Origin of the sequence: Bacteroides sp. BFG-606, from assembly GCF_024788145.1 — a bacterium.
In the GTDB taxonomy this organism is placed as follows: domain Bacteria; phylum Bacteroidota; class Bacteroidia; order Bacteroidales; family Bacteroidaceae; genus Bacteroides; species Bacteroides vicugnae.
The window spans coordinates 1,150,925-1,172,798 of sequence record NZ_JANUIL010000001.1 but is presented as its reverse complement, the minus strand read 5'-3'; the positions used below and the strand labels follow the sequence as shown (position 1 = coordinate 1,172,798).

General features: G+C 39.4%; 11 protein-coding genes. 7 read left to right on the top strand and 4 right to left on the bottom strand.

What is annotated here, in order from left to right:
- On the bottom strand, positions 1–1,752 hold the full coding sequence (locus NXV01_RS04325) for an ATP-binding protein (protein ID WP_258978872.1): 1,752 nt from the start codon (positions 1,750–1,752) through the stop codon (positions 1–3).
- 130 nt (positions 1,753–1,882) lie between these two features.
- Between NXV01_RS04325 and NXV01_RS04320 the strand changes: the two genes are divergently transcribed.
- Positions 1,883–2,758, top strand: a complete 876-nt coding sequence (locus NXV01_RS04320; protein ID WP_259011271.1) for a DMT family transporter — start codon at positions 1,883–1,885, stop codon at positions 2,756–2,758.
- A 73-nt stretch (positions 2,759–2,831) separates the two neighbouring features.
- On the opposite strand, the gene NXV01_RS04315 is transcribed toward NXV01_RS04320, so the two are convergent.
- The 3 genes from NXV01_RS04315 to NXV01_RS04305 are packed head-to-tail and all read right to left on the bottom strand — an operon-like array spanning position 2,832 to position 7,349.
- Positions 2,832–3,968 carry an alkaline phosphatase gene (locus tag NXV01_RS04315; RefSeq protein ID WP_250701382.1) on the bottom strand — a complete coding sequence of 379 codons (1,137 nt, stop codon included), beginning with the start codon at positions 3,966–3,968 and terminating at the stop codon, positions 2,832–2,834.
- A gap of 12 nt (positions 3,969–3,980) precedes the next feature.
- Positions 3,981–5,084 carry a metallophosphoesterase gene (locus tag NXV01_RS04310; protein WP_250701383.1) on the bottom strand — a complete coding sequence of 368 codons (1,104 nt, stop codon included), beginning with the start codon at positions 5,082–5,084 and terminating at the stop codon, positions 3,981–3,983.
- A 6-nt stretch (positions 5,085–5,090) separates the two neighbouring features.
- Positions 5,091–7,349 carry a GH92 family glycosyl hydrolase gene (locus tag NXV01_RS04305; protein ID WP_259021788.1) on the bottom strand — a complete coding sequence of 753 codons (2,259 nt, stop codon included), beginning with the start codon at positions 7,347–7,349 and terminating at the stop codon, positions 5,091–5,093.
- Between the two features lie 231 nt (positions 7,350–7,580).
- On the opposite strand from NXV01_RS04305, the gene NXV01_RS04300 reads away from it, so the two are divergent.
- The 6 genes from NXV01_RS04300 to mutS all read left to right on the top strand — a co-directional run bounded on the left by NXV01_RS04300 (position 7,581) and on the right by mutS (position 21,819).
- Positions 7,581–10,772, top strand: coding sequence for a SusC/RagA family TonB-linked outer membrane protein (locus NXV01_RS04300; RefSeq protein ID WP_259021787.1), 3,192 nt, complete (start codon positions 7,581–7,583; stop codon positions 10,770–10,772).
- Positions 10,773–10,784: 12 nt separating this feature from the next.
- Positions 10,785–12,467 carry a SusD/RagB family nutrient-binding outer membrane lipoprotein gene (locus NXV01_RS04295; RefSeq protein ID WP_259021786.1) on the top strand — a complete coding sequence of 561 codons (1,683 nt, stop codon included), beginning with the start codon at positions 10,785–10,787 and terminating at the stop codon, positions 12,465–12,467.
- A 12-nt stretch (positions 12,468–12,479) separates the two neighbouring features.
- Positions 12,480–13,574: a glycoside hydrolase family 99-like domain-containing protein gene (locus NXV01_RS04290; RefSeq protein ID WP_032852583.1), complete on the top strand. Its 1,095-nt coding sequence runs from the start codon at positions 12,480–12,482 to the stop codon at positions 13,572–13,574.
- Between the two features lie 68 nt (positions 13,575–13,642).
- Entirely contained in the window at positions 13,643–15,667 is a 2,025-nt protein-coding gene (locus tag NXV01_RS04285; RefSeq protein ID WP_259021785.1) for a metallophosphoesterase, read from the top strand.
- Between the two features lie 120 nt (positions 15,668–15,787).
- Positions 15,788–18,412: a hypothetical protein gene (locus NXV01_RS04280; protein WP_259021784.1), complete on the top strand. Its 2,625-nt coding sequence runs from the start codon at positions 15,788–15,790 to the stop codon at positions 18,410–18,412.
- An 818-nt stretch (positions 18,413–19,230) separates the two neighbouring features.
- Positions 19,231–21,819 (top strand): DNA mismatch repair protein MutS, encoded by a 2,589-nt coding sequence (gene mutS / locus NXV01_RS04275; protein ID WP_217721022.1) that lies wholly within the window; start codon positions 19,231–19,233, stop codon positions 21,817–21,819.
- Positions 21,820–21,874 lie beyond the last annotated feature (55 nt).

Here is a 21,874-nt window from a genome sequence, read left to right as displayed (position 1 = left end):
TTAAACCTCTTCACATACCGGCATATCCATTCCTTTGTACACCACCACAATCTTATGAAGCTGTGTAGTGCCGACTGCTCTCTTTACCGTATCAGTGTCAGCATAACGATTCGCTTGGGCAATAGCTTCCTGTCGCAGTTCTTCCACGCGGTTTTCAGGGTCTTTATACTTGGCATATTTCAGTTCCACAATGTAGCTGTGCTTCATGTCTGAATAGATATCCAGTAGCGGACAGAGGAAAATGTCGACATAGCCTGCCTGTGTGTCCTGTTCGGAAATGGGACGGTAGAAACGGTTTTGTGCCGTCATGGCAAGCGTAAAGCCGTGGACAAAAAATTCACCTTTCTGCTTGTCACGCTGGGAGGTGTAGCGTTTCAGGCAGTCAGCAATATAACCGAAATAGGCTTTCCAGTCGCCTCGGTAGGCAAGGCCGCTGGCAAGTTCATTTTTCTCGTAACTACTGAAATTGAGTTCGGCTTCGTTATAGGTACTTAGCAGATAAGTGTAGATTTGTTCGCGGACTACCTGATTAGGGATGGTGAGTTTGGTCCTTCCTTCATACGTGCCGCTAATGGTGAGCATACCGAAATAGTAGAGTAGGCTCACAAAGTTGTCGGGGTTGGTGATATTGACGGCAGGAAAACCTTTTTTCAGTTCTCCGGTGACGTAGCCTTCGCTCACCAATGTCTGTATGATGGAGGCATCATGGGCAAACTCTTTGTCCTTCCGGATGAGCATACGTAATTTTTCGTAGTCGATACGGATATTGTCTTCTACCATATCCCGGGGGGCTTTGCCTCGTTGGATGTAGTTCTTGACGAAGTAGAGTACCATGTTGGAGTTGTACATAGTGGTTTCACCGTAACATTCTTCTGCAAAGCAGTAGTTGTCATACCAGGGTTTCATTATTTCTATCAATTCGTCCACACTGTGGTTGAATGGACTGGTGGTGGAATAATAAGTGAGCATTTGGCGCACTTCTTCTTCCGTGAAACCTATCATCTCGTTGAATTCCGGTGTGAGCGAGTAGTTGGTTCCGATATTGAAACCGCTTGTGAGGTCGTCCATTGTCACGGGGCTTACGCCGGTAATGAAACAACGCTCGATGCTGGAATAGGTTCCGGCTTTGATTTTATTGAAGAAGGCGCGCAGATAACCTTCGCCATGTGTTTCGTCCGTATAGCGGTGCAGGCTTTCTATATCCGAGAGGATGGCATTGGTGAAATGGTCGTATTCGTCGATAAAGAGGTAAATACGTTGGTTGGTCTTATTACATTCTGTGAACAGATATTCAAATTGTTCGACAGCTCCTTCTTTTTTGTCGAGTTCTTCCTTGATGCCTTTGGGGAGATAGTCGGCGTAAATGTCACAGAAGTAGTCGAACATTGTTTGGCAATGCGCGTCCAGTCCCTTGCGGTAGTTGTGCAGTTCGCCTACTATTCCGGAGAAGTTGAGGTATAGTACCAGATAGCTGTTCCGGTCGCGTGTAGGGTGCTTCCCAATGTAAAGGTCGCCAAACAGCGCTTCGAACTTATCCTTGGCAAGTATATCATAATAGTGCTGCAACATATTTACTGTGAGACTTTTGCCGAAACGGCGCGGGCGAATAAAGAAGAAAAACTTGTCCGCTTCTTCTATCATGGGTATAAACCGGGTTTTGTCCACATAATAACAGTCGTCGCGGCGGATTACTGCAAAGTTCATCATACCATAGGGGATACGTTTCCTGTCCGGAGCTATATATTCTTCCATAACTTATACCTTATTTTAGGAGTTTTCTTTGAACATAAACAAAGGTACGGGCTTTTTGTTACTTCTCCAAACAAACATTCCATAACTTCTCGCTATCTTTGCACTCTATTAAACAAACATCACCACCATTATGGAATTGAAGCATGGATATTACCATCTGATTGCGATACTTGTAGTTGCTATCTGGGGATTGACTTTCATATCAACCAAAGTATTGATTAATCACGGACTGACCCCACAGGAGATATTCTTCTATCGTTTTCTCATTGCTTATCTGGGTATTTGGGTGATTTCTCCCAAACGTCTGTTTGCGAGTAATTGGAAAGACGAACTTTGGTTGATGGCAGGAGGTTTCTTTGGTGGTTCACTCTATTTTTTTACAGAGAATACAGCTTTGGGAATTACGCAAGCATCCAATGTCGCTTTCATCATTTGCACAGCTCCCTTGCTTACTACCATTCTTTCTCTTCTCTTTTATAAGAGTGAAAAAGCCACCAAAGGTTTGATTTATGGTTCCATATTAGCTTTAATCGGGGTGGGGCTGGTGGTCTTCAACGGTAGTTTTGTACTCAAATTATCTCCGGTAGGGGATTTGCTTACTTTACTTGCTGCCCTGTCGTGGGCATTTTATAGTTTGGTGATAAAGAAAATGACAGGGCGTTACCCCACAGTATTTATCACCCGCAAAATATTCTTTTATGGAGTATTAACCATACTTCCCGCCTTTCTTCTTCATCCACTGCAACCGGATTTCGATGTACTTTTAAAACCGGTTGTATTATCCAATCTCTTATTTTTGGCCGTCCTGGCATCCTTGGTTTGTTATGTCCTCTGGAATGTGGTATTGAAACAGTTGGGAACCGTTAGAGCCTCCAATTATATCTATCTCAATCCGTTGGTAACAATGGTGGCATCCGTAATCATTCTTCACGAACAAATCACATGGATTACATTATTGGGAGCAGGTTGCATTATTTTTGGAGTCTATCAGGCAGAGAAAAAATAAGAAAGAATTTCTTATTTTCATATAGAAGAAATTCTTTCTTATTTCAGTTTGAATGACAGATCTGTTTTATATCTTATTTAGCGAGTAATTGGAGAATTTTATTACTAACATCGCTGTTTTCCTGAACACCACCAAAAAGCTTGGATTGTGGACCGTATGCAAACAGTGGAACCATGATTGGTGTATGTCCTTTAGATACAAACATTGCTTTCATTTTGCCTTCTTTTATGTTTCCGTCACGTAAAGCTAATGCTCCGGTTTCATGATCAGCTGAAATAATCACTAATGTATTTCCATCTTTTTCTGCAAATCTGATAGCAGCTTCTACCGCCTTGTCAAAGTCCAATACTTCACGGACAACTGCCGAATAATCATTACTGTGCGCACTTTTATCTATTCGGGCACCTTCTACCATTAAGAAGAAACCGTTAGTACTCCTGCTCGAAAGATAGTCAATAGCCATTTGGGTGGTAGACGGAAGGAAATCTCCCCGGTTTTCGTTTACAGAAGCTGTTTTGCTTTTTGTGGGTAAGTATCCCAGTTTTTTAGATTTCTTGATAGCTTTGTCATTCGGTTCCTCTATGATGGTAAACTCTTTTTTGATTTCCTTTTGAACGTTTGGTACTTGTTTTTCAAATAGTTCATAACTACCGGCAGAAAAGAATGTCAGCTTACTGTTAGGAAGATCCGCCCAAATTTCTTTAGACATTCCACGCTCCGGTTGGTGAGCAAAAAAAGCAGCAGGAGTAGCTCCGTCGAGATTGTCAGTGGTAACAATTCCTGAAATGTAGCCATAGCCGGATAACTTCTCCGGTAAGTTTGGAATAACTTGGTTATTTTCATCCATTCCGAGCGCTCCGTTTTTAGTTTTTTTTCCGGTTGAGTAAGCAGTTCCGGAAGCAGCTGAATCTGTTGTAAACTTGTTGGCGGATTGCGTTCTGACGAAACCGCATGTTTTTAAATTAGTGATAGTAAGCTGTCCTTGATTGGCATACATTCCTGAACAGATATGTGCCAGTCCCATGCCGTCACCTATCATTAAGATGACATTCTTCACCGGTTTGTCGGTAGCATCCATGTCAAATGAAGGAACATACGAACTTTGTGGATTTTCGTTCTTAAAATCTCCTTTGACGATTTCTTGTGCTGATAGATTATAGCAAAAGAATAAGGAGAGAATAAATAAGTGAGTTTTAAATTTTACATTCATGGCTAATATGTTTTAATTAGAAGTAAGTAATTCGGATATGTTGACTGTATCGTATGGCTTTTCTCCAAATGCGGCATAATATTTTAATTGCATCTGGTTGTTTTCTTTGTCAATAGAAAGGATGCCGTAGCCCGGTAAATCCATTTGTTTGAAAAAACGGATATGGGGAGTTTCTTTATCAATCCATTCCATACGCTGTTGTAGAGTAGAAGGTTGCCATTGTGGGTGTGCCGTTACTAATTTAGGACTATAGTCTGTAACTACATTTTTCGGAATCAGCATATTTTTATCTTTGATGACACTGTTGACGAGAATCTGAACGATAGGTCCCCAAGGAGTGTCCCGACAGATAACGGAGTATAGATGCAGATGTGCACAGAGTACGATTGCTTGTTGACTGGCGATGATTTGCAGTAATTGTTCCCTCTTGGCATTGTCTTGTCGGAATACATGCCAGCATCTTTCGTTTACCGGAATCACAGGCTCGTGTAACATGACAAACTTGTAAGTAGCCTTCGAACCGGCTAGTGACTTTTCTAATTGTTGTAGTCCTTCCGGATTCTGATCCCATGGATCATAACACACAAATAATACATCATCAAGAGTAGTAGTGTAATTGGCTGACTGTAAGGATGGATATCCTGCCAATCTTGCCATATTGGGTAAGTAGACTTTTTCAAAAGCTTCTTTAGCCCCTGGCCCTGTGATATCATGATTACCTTTAGTCATAATGAAAGGTACTTTCAGATTCATTTTGTTGACAGCTTTAAAGGCACTGTTAGCCATCTGTATTGCTTTTTGTGGAGAACCGGCTAATCCTTCTGACAAGTCCCCCATTTGCAGAACAGCTTTTATTGACGGCTGGTGTTTTTGAACTTTCCCGCTGATTATCCGGGAGAATTCCGGCCATGTATTTTTCGTGAATACTGAATATTCTTTGGTAACTTGGCGCAGATCATCCGGTTTGGTGGATAACCATTCCATATCGTGATCTTCCAATAAATCATAGTGTATATCTCCCAACAAGAGAAATGAAACTTCTTTTTCATTTTGCTCTTGGGAGTATGATTGCAGAGAAGTCAAAAGCGATAAAAGGACAAATAATATTTTATTCATATTCTGTTATTTATTCATTTCAAAAGAAGGGGGCACACTGTCTGCCGCCCAATTCTTATTGGGAGTGTTTCCCATTGTAAATTCCAGTTTGCCGCCATTCATCAGTTCTTTATGTTCGAACCAGGACTGGTTCCAATCTTTGCCATTTAATTTGGCTGATTGGATATATTTATTTGTCGGCGAATAGTTGTGCGCAATGACTTCGAATGATTTGCCAGCTCCTGTTTCAATAACTGCTCTTTCGAACATAGGAGTTCCGATGACATAAATAGGCAAACCAGGAGTAATAGGATAGAAACCTAGCATGGAGAAGACTACAAATGCTGACATTCCTCCGCCATCTTCGTCGCCCGGAAGTCCCATCAGGTCATTTCTAAACCATTCATCGAGCAATGTCCTTACTCTTTTTTGAGTTCTCCAGGGTTCTCCTATATAATTGTATAGGTAAGGAATGTGCATACTGGGTTCATTAGCCATTGAAAATTGGCCTACATTACCCGTATGATCCGGTAATTGCGCATAAAATACATATTTGGCTTCGCCCAATGGGGTGTTATACATCGTTTCAAGATTATTTCTGAATGCTTCTTTCCCTCCCATCAGTTCAATTAAATCAGCAATATTATGGGGAACATCCCATCGGTATATCCAACCGTTATTCTCGCCGTATGCTTCACGAGCACCTAATCCGCCGGCAGTGGCATAATCAAAGGGTTCTATGAATTCGCCTTTTGCATTTTTGGGATGGAAGAATTTTGTTTCAGGATTGAAAATATTCCGATAGTTTTTACTCCCTTGTAGAAAGTAGTTATAGTCTTTTTCATATCCAAGTTGTTTGGCTATTTGTGCCAGGCACCATTCATCGTAAGACGTACCTAGAGTGACGGCTACCGGTTGGCGTTTTTCAAATGGGTGTACTTCGTCAGCTGTTTCTTGTTCTCCCGGTGCCAATGCCGGTAAATATCCGTTTTCCCAATAGAATTTTGTGATTTCACCTCCCTTTATGCCTGACCACGGGGCTAACGTTTTTTCTGTAATACCAAGTTTGCAGGCTTCGTAAGCAGCTGATAAATCAAAGTTACGGATCCCTTTTATATATGAATCAATAACAGTGGCTACACCGTGATTGGAATTCATTCTACGGCTGTCTCCCGTCACTTCAGGAAATGTAGGCATCCAGTTATATTCCATTTGCTGTGCCATTCTGATAAAAGACTGAATCATGTCAGCTTCCATTTGTGGTTCGATGATGACACGTAAGGGGTGGACTGCTCTATACGTGTCCCAAATCCAATCGTCGGTATAAAATGGGACAGAATCTTTGTGGATACTGTTGTCGAAAGCACTGTAATAGCGGTTGTCTTCCGAAAGGCAAATCATCCGTTCGTAAGTCCGGTAGAGGGAAGTATAAAATATTGCTTTTGCATTTTCGTCTATTCCTTCCACTTTGATTTTACTTAATGTTTGGTTCCAGATGTTTTTGGCAATGTTCATTTGGTTTTCCACATCATAATCTTTTATTTCCCGCTGTAGGTTGGCTTTTGCTTGCTTTTCATCAATGAAGGAAATGCCGTAGCGAACTTTGATTGTTTTTATATCTGTTGAATATAAGAGAGCGATACCCACGTTCTTGCCTTTTATGGCAGTGTGGCTGTGATTTATTTCTTCTTTGCTGACAGTCATCGTTTTTTCCGGTAGTGCGGAAGTCTCCATATAAACATATACTTTGGTTTGATGATCTATGTTCTGATAACCGGAAATGGTATTCTCCGTAGTTTTAAGCTCACCATTGGTGGTACTAAGTATTAAATATGGAGCATCGTTTTTCCGGAAACTTAGTTCATAGATTCCTGCCTGGTGGGAGGGAGCAAATTTAGTGGAAACCTCTTCTTCTTCAAAATAGGAAGAATAGGAATAGGGTTTTATCACTTCATTATCATAACAATAGTAATATACCGGTTGTAATCCGCTCTCTGCTCCCTGATAGAAAGACAGGCTGAATGCAGACTTTCCCCGATGCGAGGTGACAATGACCGGTAAGCCTTTTATTTTATCAGAGGTGTAATCTGCTCTTTCCGGATAGATGCGGAGCATACTATTGGGAAGATGGACAGTTGGGTAAGTAGGAACTAACAAATGGCTGATATTCCCCATATAAGGATTTACATAGTCAACCGGAGTTAACACTACCTCTTGCTTGTTGCTGCATCCATTGACGATTAAAATCATTAACAGTACTAACGGAATGAATTTTCTCTTGTACATAAACAGATTTTTTTATTTTTCGATGGTTTTAATTAGATTTGCTGTAAATATAGGATGGTTTGATTAATGAAAACTTAATGTAACCTTAAAATCTATCTTCTACAAATATTTTTTTTGTAAAGTCCCGCCATTAAGAGAATATTAATCTAATATTAATCACCATAAAATATCTTTGGTTCATCTTTAATGCATTAATCAATACTGTATTCTTTAATTTAATAATTAAGTATTATGAAAAACTACTTCCTATTCTTATTCTTTTTAGTAATAAGTGTATCGGGTTATGCGCAAGGAAAGCGTATAACGGGTAAAGTGACAGATGCTGCGGATGGAATGCCTATCATAGGAGCTACGGTGGTAGCTGTTGATCCGGATGGTAAGACGAATGCTAAATCGGTAGGTACAATTACCGATATAAATGGTATGTTTACACTTAATGTGCCTAATGGATGTCAAGAATTGAAATTTTCGTATGTCGGAATGGAGACGAAAACGGCTAAAATTACCGGTTTGACTCATATCAATGTATCTTTGGCTAGCACGGCGAAGGCTCTTGATGAAGTGGTTGTTACCGCTCTCGGAGTGACGCGTGAAGCTAAGAGTCTTAATTATTCACGGCAGAGTGTAAATGCGGAAGCCTTGGCAGAAAATAGTAGTGGCAATCTGATATCTTCTCTTTCCGGTAAGGTGGCGGGGGTTACCATTACTCCTCCGGGAACGAGCAATGGTAGTGCGCGCATTGTCATTCGCGGAACAAGCTCACTGACTGAAAACTCACAGCCCGTATTCGTGATTGATGGTATGATTATTGAAAACGAACCGGGTGATACAAGTGTGACCGTTGATGGTGGTACAGGTTCTACCGACCTTGGTAATCCGGTAGCGGATATCAATCCGGATGATATTGAAAGCATTGAAATCCTGAAGGGACCGAATGCTGCTGCACTTTATGGTTCGCGTGCAGCACAGGGGGTTGTATTGGTGACAACTAAACGTTCGAGCACATTCGAAAAAACAAAAGTATCTTATAGCGGAAATTTTCAATTTGAAAAAGTGAACCAGTTTTTAGATTATCAGAATGGTTGGGGAACAGGAGAGAACTCTTATTTGCTTGACCATAAATTGACGCTTCAACCTAATGGTAACAGGTTGCAAACAGATTTACCGAATTTCAGTGGTTATAATTCTTCTGCAGGTGCTAAATTGCGTAGCTGGGGAGCACCTTTGTGGGATCAGGTTATCTATGGACATGATGGCGTACTTACTACTCATTCTTCACATCCGGACAATGTGAAGGATTTCTACGAAACCGCCCATCGGTACACGCATACATTAGCTGTGGAAGGTGGTTCGAAAAAGAATAATTATCGCGTATCGTATACGAGAAGTAAGGGGAATAGTGTGGTACACGGTATCAATGAAAGCTTTAAAGATATATTCAATCTCCGGTTGATGAATACGATTACCAAATGGATGACTTTAGATTCTAAAATGACTTACTCACATGAAAAGGTAGACAACCGTCAATATATGAATGGTTCGGATAAGAATCCTATATATGCGTTTGTTACTCTTCCTCGTTCGCTTTCTATTGATGTATTGAAACATTATAAGGATGAAAATGGAAATGAAATGATTCCGATTGGTGAACGTGGTTATAATCCGTATTGGAATATTTATGAAAATACGAACTCTGACACGCGTGACAGGGTGAGTGGATCGATGAATCTGGAAGTAAAATTACTTCCGGGCTTGAAGGCGGTAGGTAAAGCCGGACTGGATGCTTATTGGTGGAAAGGAATGGAGTTCTTTAATCTGGGTGCACGTAGTGATGTGGACGGTGGTATGAAGAACTGGATCAATAACAGTACTTCTACTAACTTTGAAGCTTTATTGATGTATAATAAAACATTTCATAAAATATCAGTCAATGCCATTGCCGGTATTAGCCGATATGAACGCAACTCGGAGAAAAGAACGGAAAGTGTGAATAGTATATTGGTTCCTGATTTCAAGAATATTTCTAACTCGAATGAGTATCCTAGTGCCACTCAACTGCAATCTAAGAAGATAATCCGTTCTGCTTACGGCTCGGTGTCATTAGGTTACAATAGTTATGTTTATTTAGATGTAACGGCCCGCAATGACTGGTCGTCTACTTTACCACTGGATAATTGCTCTTATTTTTATCCTTCTTTTGGTGCTACGTTTATTTTTACCGATGCATTTAAGATCAAATCACCTATCTTGTCGTTCGGTAAGATTCGTGCTTCTTTTGCTTATGCCGGTTCTGACACAGATCCATATCGGATTAATCAAACCTATAAGTTGGGTAGCATTTATAATGGTTCACCTTTGCAAACTATTAGTACAACTTTAAATAATGATCAACTTTTGCCGGAACGTAACCGTTCTTTGGAACTTGGAGCTGATCTCCGCTTTTTCCATAATCGTTTGGGTGTAGATGTAACTTATTATCGTTCTGATGCCTATGACTTGATAACGAAAGTCGCTTTGCCGGTGCCTAGCGGTTATAGTTTTAAATTCTTGAATACAGGTCATGTACGTAATCAAGGATGGGAAGTTGTGTTGTCTGCTACTCCCGTCAAGACTAAATTGTTTGAATGGAATGCGAATATCAACTGGGCGCGTAATCGGTCGGAAGTGATTAAGGTAGTGGACGGAAATCCTAATGTGCAATTATTGAAATCAAGCAATGTCAGTATCATGTTGGAAGAAGGTATGCCTTATGGAGTCATTCGGGGACGTGCTTGGAAACGTGATGACCAGGGACGTAAATTAGTCGATTCTTCAGGTAAAATATTGGTAACGGATAATACGCAATATTTAGGCTGTGCCGAGCCGAAATGGACGGGAAGTTTTGGAAGCAATTTCAGAATCCAGAATTTTACAGTTAGTTTTCTGTTTGATGCACGTATTGGAGGAACTCTTTATTCGGGAACATGGAATAGAGCGACAACAGCCGGTGTTGTTGCCGAATCTGCCGAAGGACGTGAAGGATATTATTTGAGTAATGTGATCTATGGTGAGAGTAGCGCGAAGGCAACTTCCGGTTATCAATATCCGGACGCTTATTTTGAAGACGGAACGCCTTGTCTCTTGTTTGTCAAACCTAATAACCGCTATGCTAGTTTTGATGAAAGATCTGTATTTGATGCTTCCTATATTAAATTCCGTGAACTTTCTGTTGCCTACAGTCTTCCGAAGTCTATCATAAAGAAATTGCCGATTAGTGGTCTACGACTGGCTGTGGTAGGACGTAATTTGGCTATTCTTCATCAAAATACTCCTAAAGGCATAGATCCGGAGGCTTCTTCTTCATCAGGAAATGCTCAAGGTATAGAATATGGAGGAATGCCGCCCGTAACTTCTGTCGGATTTGATATTAAACTAACCTTCTAAAGATAGAATATTATGAAACAGATTAAAATATTATTAGCCGGATTTGCAGCAATGGCCATTTCTTTCGTTTCGTGTACGAATGACTTTGAATCTGCCAATGCCAATCCCAATGAACTTAATGAAATTAATCCTGAATATTTGTTCAATACAAGTTCTTATTATACGCTGAATGCTTTTTGCGGAAGCATGAAAAAAGTGTTGTTGGCCAACTATAGCCATTATTATGGTGGAGCTGCCGGCGGACAGGTACAACGGTATGGAAATCAAGGTTCAACCAATGATTCATATTGGAAGAATGTATATAATTATGCTATTTTTCCTGTTCACTTTATACAAACGCAAATGGAAAATGACGAGCAATATCACAATCGTGTACTTATTGCTAAAATATGGGAAAACTATCTTTTCTCACAAGCAGTTTCTATTTGGGGAGGTATTCCTAAAAGTCAGGCTTTTAATGCCGGCGAGAGAGTGCCTTACGATAAGGAATCGGATATTTATTATGCTATGCTGAATGATTTGAAAGCATGTGCCGACGGGTTGAAGATGGATGGAGATGTTTATAAAGCAGACCCTATTTTTCCTTCAGGACAGAAATCCAGCGATTTATTGAAATGGAAGAAGTTTGCCAATTCACTACGTTTGCGTTTGGCCGTTCGTATTTGTAATGCTGACCGTTCGAAAGCGACTGAAGTGATTGATGAACTTATGGAAAATGAACAGAACTTGATGACAAGTAATGAAGATAATTGTCTTTTGCAATGGGGAGATAACGCAGATACAAGAAATTATTTTTATGATTATCTGGTTATCAACCGTGAAAGTAATTTGGATAAGCTTCACTCTGCCGGCGAATCGATTCTGATGTATATGGCTCCCTATGCTGATCCGCGGTTGGAGAAGTTTTTCACTCCTGCCAATGCTGCTTCTATGCCTGATAACTTCCATTGGGCACCTTATTGGGGACAACCGAAAGTTTCTAATTTGCCTTCGGGAGTCAGCTTGTCTCCCAATCCGCATAGTGGAAAGACGGCGGATGATTACTCTCAATTACAGGATAAATTCACGGAGCAGAGTTATGCAGAAGTAATTATGAATTATGCAGAAGTGTGCCTGTTGAAAAGTGAATTGGTTCATAAAGGTTTGGGAAGTGGTTCGCAAACAGCCGAGGCTTATTACAATGCTGGTGTGAACGCTTCAATGGCTCAATATGGCGTAGACGGTGGAAAAGTAAATAATTATCTTCAGACTCCGGGAATTAAATGGAATACATTGACAGATCTCACAGTCACAGAAGAAGGTGAAGATTATTATAAAGATTTTATCGGCATTGTATCTTCTGCTATTACCTCTGATGAACCAGATCCGATTTATCGTCAGATTATCATGCAGCAATATATAGCTATGTTTTATCAATCGTTGGATGCGTGGACACTGATTCGCCGTAGCCAAGTATTGGAATTCCCGCCGCATTTCTCGCCGGAAACCGGATATGGCGCTGTAAATGCCGGTACCAAGGATAATCCTTATGCTTATATTCCACAGCGATTGGTATATCCCGATAGCGAGAAAACAAACAATGAATATGAATTGACGAAAGGTATTACGAATCTCGATGGTGGACAGGATGCAATGTCGACTAAGTTATGGTTTGCATTGCCGACTAAGACTAACCCTTATTTGACGAATAATTAAAAAATGAAGGATATGAAAAAGATAACTATTATATTGCTCGGATTCATCGCTTTGTTAGCTGTATCTTGTGATAAAGACGATCATTTGGCTCCTGATAAGAGCAAATATGTGTATGATATACCACAGACAGATTTACCTGTGGATGCGATAGTCGGTGCTTATTATACCAATATAACTTCCTCTTCCAGCTGGTTAAAGTCCGGTAATAAAATATATGCCGGTACTCCTTTGTTGGGTGAATATTTGTCTACAACCAGTGGCGTGTTACAGCAACAGCTTGCTTGGGCGGATGAGGCTGCCTTGGACTTTCTGATAGTAACTTGGGATGCTGCTTCAGCAGATAATACATTGATTACAAACTTTAAGTCTGTACGTACGGCAACCAATGCAAAAGTCCGCTTGGTGATCAATTATAACACCAAACATCTGAAAGTATCTAATGACAAACCGCTTCAAGAGGAAGAGAATTTGAATAAGATGATCAATGACTTTACGAATACTTTAGTGCCTTTATTTAATGATGAGGCCTATTATAAAATGAACGGAAGACCGGTTATTCTAATAACTCCGTCTAACCTTTCTTCTTCTGCATTGAAGAGTATTGATTATTCTTTGGTCATCCCGGCATTAAAGAAGGCTGTATCAGAATTGGGGTATGATCTTTATACGATTGGAGAATTTACTACCGGTTGGGTAGCTCCGGTGAATTATGAGGAACATCAGATTGCTTCTTTTGATGGAGTGACAGTGAACGACTGGTCAACGAATATGTATGACCGTTATTATGCCTTTTTCAGTTTTGTTGATTTGAATTGGGCCAATTGGAAGACTACAATAGCCAAATGGAATACAGACTTTGTTCCTTGTATCTTTCCTTCTTATAATGACCGTATCAATTCAACTTCAAGTTATAAATATACTTTCGGGCAAGATGGAGAGACTGCTGATTATATTAATTTCTGTAATGTAGCTAAACGGAATATCGGAAGTAAAAACATTGTGTTAGTCAATTCATGGAATAATTACCAGAAAGGAACGAATTTGGAACCGACGGAGGAAAACAAATCTGAATTTCTGAAGATAACCAGAAATCAATTTAAGAAGTAATAGTTATTAATAACGGGATACGATGTATCAGGCAGATCGTCGTATCTCGTGATAACAATAAATAATTTATGAGAAAGAAAATAATATCAGTCGTTTGTTTTCTCTTGGCTGTTTTTGTATCTCATGGGATAGCTGCGGATTCTACTCCCTTTTTCTTTTTGCAATTAAGTGATCCCCAATTTGGCTTCATGGATAATAATAAGAGTATTTCGGCAGAAACAGAGGCTATGAATAAGGCTGTGACAGCTATAAATCAGTTAAAACCTCCGTTTGTGGTGATAACCGGTGATTTTGTAAATAATTCGAAGAGTAAGGAACAGATTGCTGCTTATAAGTCAATGATTGCTCAAATAGACTCTTCAGTAAAGGTTTATATGATTCCGGGAAATCACGATATAGGTAAGGTCAGCCGGGCTTCTATAGATAATTATAAAAAAAACTACGGAGAAACCCATTTTTCATTCAGGTATGGTGATTGTGCATTTATAGGTATTGATTCAAATATAATAAAAGAAGAGGACAAGGAGAGGGAAGAAGTTCAATTTAAGTGGCTGGAACAGGAATTACAGAAAACGAAGGATGCCAGATTCAAGTTTGTTTTTACTCATTGCTCTGTTTTTCTAAAGCGGATGGATGAACCTGTGAATTATTCGAATTTCTCTTTGCCTATGCGAGAGAAATATGTGCGTTTGTTTCAGAAATATGGAGTAAACGCAATATTTGCGGGGCATTTACATAACAATGCTTATGGAAAGGTTGGCAATATGGAAATGATAACGATAGGTCCGGTAGGAAAGGTGTTGGGGACAGGGTATCAAGGGATGAATCTTGTGAAAGTATATCCGGATCGGTTTATCAGTGAATTTATTGGTTTAAATCAGTTTCCTAAAGAGGTGGTGATGTCTGATCCGGCGACAAAAACGACGGAGTCAATGAGTCGTGTCCGTTTCAAATCAATAAGGAGTTTAGTGATGGCAGGGTATCAGGGTTGGTTTAATACTCCTGAAGACGGTGCTGGTTTGGGTTGGAAACATTTTGAAAAAGAAAAAGAGTTCAAACCGGGTAAGTGTACTATTGATCTTTGGCCGGATGTTTCTGAATATGAGAAAACCTATGAAACGGCTTTTAAGTTACCTGATGAGACACCAGCAAAGGTTTTTAGTTCGTATGATGCTTCTACTATAGATCTGCATTTTAAATGGATGAAGCAATATGGAATTGATGGGGTATTTATGCAACGTTTTGTTGTTTCTATACTAAATCAGAAAGGGAAGGATAATTATAATAAGATACTGAATAATGCTATTCTTTCGGCAGAAAAGTATGACCGGGCAATTTGCCTGATGTATGACCTTTCCGGTATGGAAGCCGGTGAAGAAGATATATTGATACGTGACTGGAAAGAGCTGTGTGAGAAGTATAAACTAGTTTCCCGGAACAACAATCATTATGTTTATCATCATGGTAAACCGTTAGTTGCTGTTTGGGGAATAGGGTTTAATGATCGCCGTAAATATGGATATGAGCAGGTAAAGAAAATCATTGATTTCCTGAAGAGTGAAGGTTGTTCTATATTGGTAGGTGTACCTACTCATTGGCGGACATTAACGATAGATGCTGTTTCTGATACGAGATTGCTTGAACTGGTAAAACAGGCGGATATTGTTCATCCATGGTTGGTAGGACGTTTTGATAATAATACGTATGAGCCATATCGTAAATCGATAGAGGAAGATATAAAGTGGTGCAAAGCGAATGGTAAAGATTATATGCCGGTGTTGTTTCCGGGCTTTAGTTGGCATAACATGAAAAAGGATGCTCCGCAAAACATGATTCCGAGATTAGGGGGATGTTTCTTCTGGAAACAGGTGAAAGGTGCTGTAGGTGCAGGAGCAGAAAGCCTTTATTTGGCAATGTTTGATGAGATAGATGAGGGGACAGCTTTCTTTAAATGTACAAATACACCTCCGGTGGGTGAAAGTTCTTTTATAACTTATGAAGGAGAAGCCCCCGATCATTATCTTTGGCTGGCAGGTGAAGCTGCTAAATATTTGAGAGGAGAACTGCGTTCATCCCGGATGCCGGTTCGATAAGGATGTGGAGTATAATAGCCGGATATATTTCGTTATTGGTGCAGAGTAACTATATTATTTTAATATCCTAAGATTGAAAAAACATATTTTTTATATCTTTGCTTCAAATAAGCTTTTGCTATGAAATATATCCGACTGTTATTTTATATTTTATTTATCTCGAAGACTATAGTCACTTGGGGTGGTGAAAATATCGGAGGCCTTTCTTTTCGTGCTTATGAATATTCAAAAGATGAACGTACTTCATTAATCATACCGTCCGGCAATCAGGGAGTGAGATTCAAAGATTATTTATCTGTTTCTTTTGATTTGAAGATTAGGGAAAAAGGCGAGCATTTTGGTTATGTATGCCGTATGATTGTTGACAATAGAAATAGTCTCAATCTGATATTGGTTAATCCTGTGAACGAAGAGCCTTATTTATGTTTGATAAAAGACCAGCAATATTTAGGAAAGATACATTCTTCTGCGACTATCGATATTCATGAGTGGAATAGGATAAAGATAGAATTGGAGTATAAAAATGATACGTTATATGTCAGAAATAATGGTTTTCTTATTTCTAAAGAGAAAGTTGCTGCCCCGGATAATCATTCTGTTAAAGTCTGCTTTGGTGCTAATAAATTAGCTTCTTACACAACTTCGGATGTGGCACCTATTATTTTGAAAGATGTACAGATCGGTCTGGAACCTGGGAGCATAAAATATGAATGGTCGTTGGAGCAAGCAGTATCTGACACTTTGCTTCAGGACAAGTTTCGGCAGATGACAGCTTTTATATCAAATCCGGAATGGATTATTAATAGTCATATATATTGGAAACATAGGAAAACGTTATCTTTTTCATCCAAGACTTTTCCTGTCCCGTGTGAAGATCAGTCGGCATGTTATTTTATTGCAAAAGATCGTATTGTCAAATATGATTTAATACGGAGTACAACTAAAGAATATGTTTTCTCGCCATTGATTGATGTAAATCGGATCACTAACCAGTTTCTTTTTGTTCCTTTGAAAGATAAAGGTAGCCAGTTGGTTTATTATGACTTTGAGAAGCCTGATGGGGAGAATCTGTCTTTTTTCAATTTTCAAACAAAAAGTTGGTCTATTCCTATCCAACGGAAAAGGCAGTCTTCTTATACACAACATAATCGGTTTTTCAATCCAAAAGATTCATCGATTGTACAAATTCTGGGATATGGATTTCATTTGTATACCCGTGAGTTGAATAGAATATCTCTGTCGGGTGAAGTGATAAAGGGAGAGTTGCCAGATGTGATTACTCCTCGCTATTTGAGTGCCATAGGGAAGGCCGATTCGCTGGTTTATATTTATGGAGGATTGGGAAATGACTTGGGCAAACAGGAGTATGGGGTCGTTCATTATAAGGATTTGTATAAATTGAACTTGAATGATTATTCTTTGGAAAAAAGGTGGGCTATACCGGAGAATCTTTGTGATGAGGTAGCTGCTTCTACGTTGATAGTTGATGAAGTAGAAAAAGGTGAACATGCAAAAGGATTGTTTTTTTCTTCAGGCCGTTTTCTATCTTCTTTAGTTTTAAAAGATTTAAATTTGGAGAATGGGCAAGAAACTGTTTTAGGTGATACAATACCTTATACTTTCTTAGATGTTAATTCTCATGCAGATTTAATTTATCTTGCTTCAGAAAAATGTTATTATGCTGTAACAGTTCACCAAGTAGAGGGGAATAATTATGAAGCTAATATTTATTCTATTGCATCTCCAGTGTTGCCTATTCAAAATATAACAGTACAGGAAAACAAGGGGACTTGGTGGAAATTACTGTTTATATGTATTTGTGTAGCAGGTTTAGGGGGAATTGGGTGGAGATTAAGGAATAGCAGAAAGCATGATAAGAAAGAAGCTATATCTATTTCGCAACAGGATATTTGTGAAAAAGAAAAAGGGGTCGTTTTAGATATAAATAGTGAAAAAGAAATTCAAGAAAATGACCATCTATATTCCTCGTTTGAAGCTCCTGTATTGAACACCACACCAGGAATTTATATGCTAAACGGATTTCAGGTAATTAATCGGGATTTAAAAGACATTACCGGAAAATTTACGCCTATCATGCGTCAATTATTATCTGTTATTATTCTTTATTCCAATCAGAATAATAAGGGGATTTCTAATATCAAGTTAAAAGAATTGTTGTGGTATGATAAGTCAGAGGAGAGTTTCTCTAATAACCGTAGTGTAAATATACGTAAGATACGTCTTTTGTTGGAAGAGGTAGGAGATACGGAGATATCATCAGCAAATGGTTATTGGTACTTTCTTAATAAGGGGCATGTATATAATGATTATACTATAGCAAATCAATTGATGCAAAAGATGGCGCCTTTAGATGTGGTCCATAAGGAAGATCTGGAAAAATTATTGAGTCTGGCTTCATTTGGTCAATTACTTCCTAACATGCAATTTGATTGGGTAGATAGTTTTAAAGCAGATTATTCCGATTCAATGATTGATCTTTTGAGTCGGTTAAGAGATAGCAAGCAATTTGTAGGAAATGATAACTTGAGAATACAAATCTCAAATTGTATTCTGCGATTTGATTCATTAGATGAAGAGTCTGTTCGCGTTAAGTGCTGTGCTTTAGTGGATTTGAAACGTATGGGAATGGCATATACTGCATTTGATCAATTCACCAAGGAGTATAAGCTAATATTGAATGAGGATTTTAAATATAGTTTTGAGCAGTTTATAAGTGAAGTGTAATATAGGTCGATGCGTTTTCTCCCTTTTCTTGGTTGAAGATAAACAGCAATTTGGGTTGTCCCATATATTGCGGGAAAGGATTCCCTCATTTTGTGGGAACAAATTCTCATAATATTAGGGAATACTTTCCCACAATATATGGGACAAAGAGAATATGTACTTCCCTGATAATGGTTGACTAGTTGTTTCTTTATTCTTGTTATAGGTTGACTGGAAAGATACTATGAGAAATGAATCCAACAAGTATGAGAAACAAGGTAAAAACCGGGGTATTTGGCGGAAAAACTATGAGAAATGCTGCTTTAGAAATCATTTCTCATAGTCTATTCTATTAGTTTTCTGCCACTTATGATTAATGAATGAGAATATGAGAAATGAAAATTAAAAATACACTCTAGAGGAGCTGAGACTGCGCCAAAAGCATCTCATGATTGAGAAAAGAGAGTCTGTTAGTTTATATCAAATAGGAACGAAGCATACGGGCATAAAAAAAGGAGCAACGCCTTGCTCCAACCTTTGTTAACCTTAAATCTAATACTATGAAAAACACATTGCAAAGATACGGACTCTTGGGAAATTAGCAAATTATCCAAGAAAAATAGCATGTTTTATAACACGTTTTAATAGTTTTCTCCTACTTATTAAGAAATAAACTCTCCTTTTTTCAAGGTATGCAACATTTATTTTGAAAATTGAATCGGAGCATACCGTTGATTCTCTGCCGAAAAACCGCTATCTTTGCAAGGATAATTCATTATATACTCAACAAAAAAGAAAAGGAGACACCCGTGAACGAAGAAGAGATTGTCCTCACCCCGATGATGAAACAGTTTCTGGATTTGAAGGCAAAACATCCGGATGCAGTGATGCTGTTTCGTTGCGGTGACTTTTATGAAACATATTCTACGGATGCTATCGTTGCAGCCGAAATTTTAGGAATCACACTGACAAAACGTGCCAATGGGAAAGGAAAAACTATCGAGATGGCAGGTTTTCCTCATCATGCCCTTGATACATATCTTCCGAAATTGGTTCGCGCCGGAAAGCGTGTCGCTATCTGTGACCAGCTGGAAGATCCGAAAATGACGAAAAAATTGGTGAAACGTGGCATTACCGAACTGGTGACTCCCGGTGTTTCTATCAATGATAATGTTCTGAACTATAAAGAGAATAACTTCCTGGCTGCCGTTCATTTCGGAAAGGCTTCTTGTGGAGTTGCTTTTCTCGATATTTCTACCGGTGAATTCCTTACCGCAGAAGGTCCTTTTGATTATATAGACAAGCTGTTGAATAACTTTGCCCCTAAGGAAATTCTTTTTGAACGTGGCAAACGTTTGATGTTTGAAGGTAATTTCGGCAGTAAGTTTTTCACGTTTGAGCTGGACGACTGGGTATTTACAGAAACGACTGCCCGTGAGAAGCTGCTGAAACACTTTGAAACGAAGAATCTGAAAGGCTTCGGAGTGGAGCATTTGAAGAATGGCATCATTGCTTCCGGTGCTATTTTGCAGTATTTGACAATGACGCAGCATACGCAAATTGGTCACATCACTTCATTGGCGCGTATTGAAGAAGATAAATACGTCCGTCTGGATAAGTTCACTGTGCGCAGTCTTGAGTTGATTGGCAATATGAATGATGGTGGGAGCAGTTTGCTCAATGTGATTGACAGAACGATCAGTCCGATGGGAGCACGTCTGCTGAAACGTTGGATGGTTTTTCCGTTGAAGGATGAGAAGCCGATCAATGAACGCTTGAACGTAGTTGAATATTTCTTCCGTCAACCGGAATTCAAAGAACTGATTGAAGAGCAGTTGCATTTGATAGGGGACTTGGAGCGTATTATTTCCAAAGTGGCTGTAGGTCGTGTGTCGCCTCGTGAGGTCGTTCAGTTGAAAGTTGCCTTGCAAGCAATTGAGCCCATAAAAGAGGCATGTATGGAAGCTGATAATGCCAGCTTGAATCGTATTGGTGAACAGTTGAATCTTTGTCTTTCTATTCGTGACCGGATTGCTAAAGAGATAAATAATGATCCTCCTTTATTGATAAATAAGGGCGGAGTAATTAAAGATGGTGTGAATGCAGACCTGGATGAATTGCGCCAAATCTCTTATTCAGGGAAAGATTATTTGCTGAAGATACAACAGCGTGAAAGTGAGTCGACGGGTATTCCGAGCTTGAAAGTAGCTTATAATAACGTATTCGGTTATTATATCGAAGTTCGTAATGTCCACAAAGATAAAGTTCCGAAAGAATGGATTCGTAAACAGACGTTGGTCAACGCAGAGCGTTATATCACGCAGGAATTGAAAGAATATGAAGAGAAGATTTTAGGGGCGGAAGATAAGATTCTGGTGCTGGAAACGCAGCTATATACGGATTTGGTACAGGCATTGACGGAGTTTATTCCCCAGATACAGATTAATGCGAATCAGATTGCCCGTCTGGATTGTCTGTTGTCATTCGCCAATGTGGCTCGTGAGAATCGTTATATCCGTCCGATTATTGAAGATAATGATGTATTGGATATCCGCCAGGGGCGTCACCCGGTGATTGAGAAACAGCTTCCTATCGGCGAGAAGTATATTGCTAATGATGTAATGCTGGACAATACTACGCAGCAGATTATTATTATTACAGGTCCAAACATGGCCGGTAAGTCTGCGCTTTTACGTCAGACGGCATTAATTACGCTATTGGCTCAAATCGGTTCCTTTGTTCCTGCGGAGAGTGCGCACATCGGTTTGGTAGACAAGATATTCACTCGTGTAGGAGCGAGTGATAATATATCGGTCGGAGAATCAACATTCATGGTAGAGATGAATGAAGCGGCAGATATTCTAAATAATGTTTCTTCCCGAAGTCTGGTGTTGTTTGATGAGTTGGGTCGTGGTACGTCTACTTATGACGGTATTTCCATTGCTTGGGCAATCGTAGAGCATATCCATGAGCATCCGAAAGCTAAAGCACGTACCTTATTTGCTACGCATTATCATGAGTTGAATGAGATGGAGAAATCCTTCAAACGTATCAAGAATTATAATGTATCGGTGAAAGAAGTTGATAATAAGGTAATCTTCCTTCGTAAGCTGGAGCGGGGTGGTAGTGAGCACTCTTTCGGTATTCACGTGGCAAAGATGGCCGGTATGCCGAAAAGTATTGTGAAACGTGCCAATGAGATACTGAAGCAGCTCGAATCTGACAATCGCCAACAAGGAATTTCCGGTAAACCGTTGACGGAAGTGAGCGAGAACCGTGGAGGGATGCAGTTAAGTTTCTTCCAACTGGATGATCCGATTCTCTGCCAGATTCGTGATGAGATTCTGAATTTGGATGTGAATAATCTCACTCCGATTGAAGCATTGAATAAGCTGAATGATATCAAGAAGATAGTCAGGGGGAAATAATTATTTCCCCTTAATTTAAAGTCTGTAATATGAAGCAATGGGGGAGAATGATAAT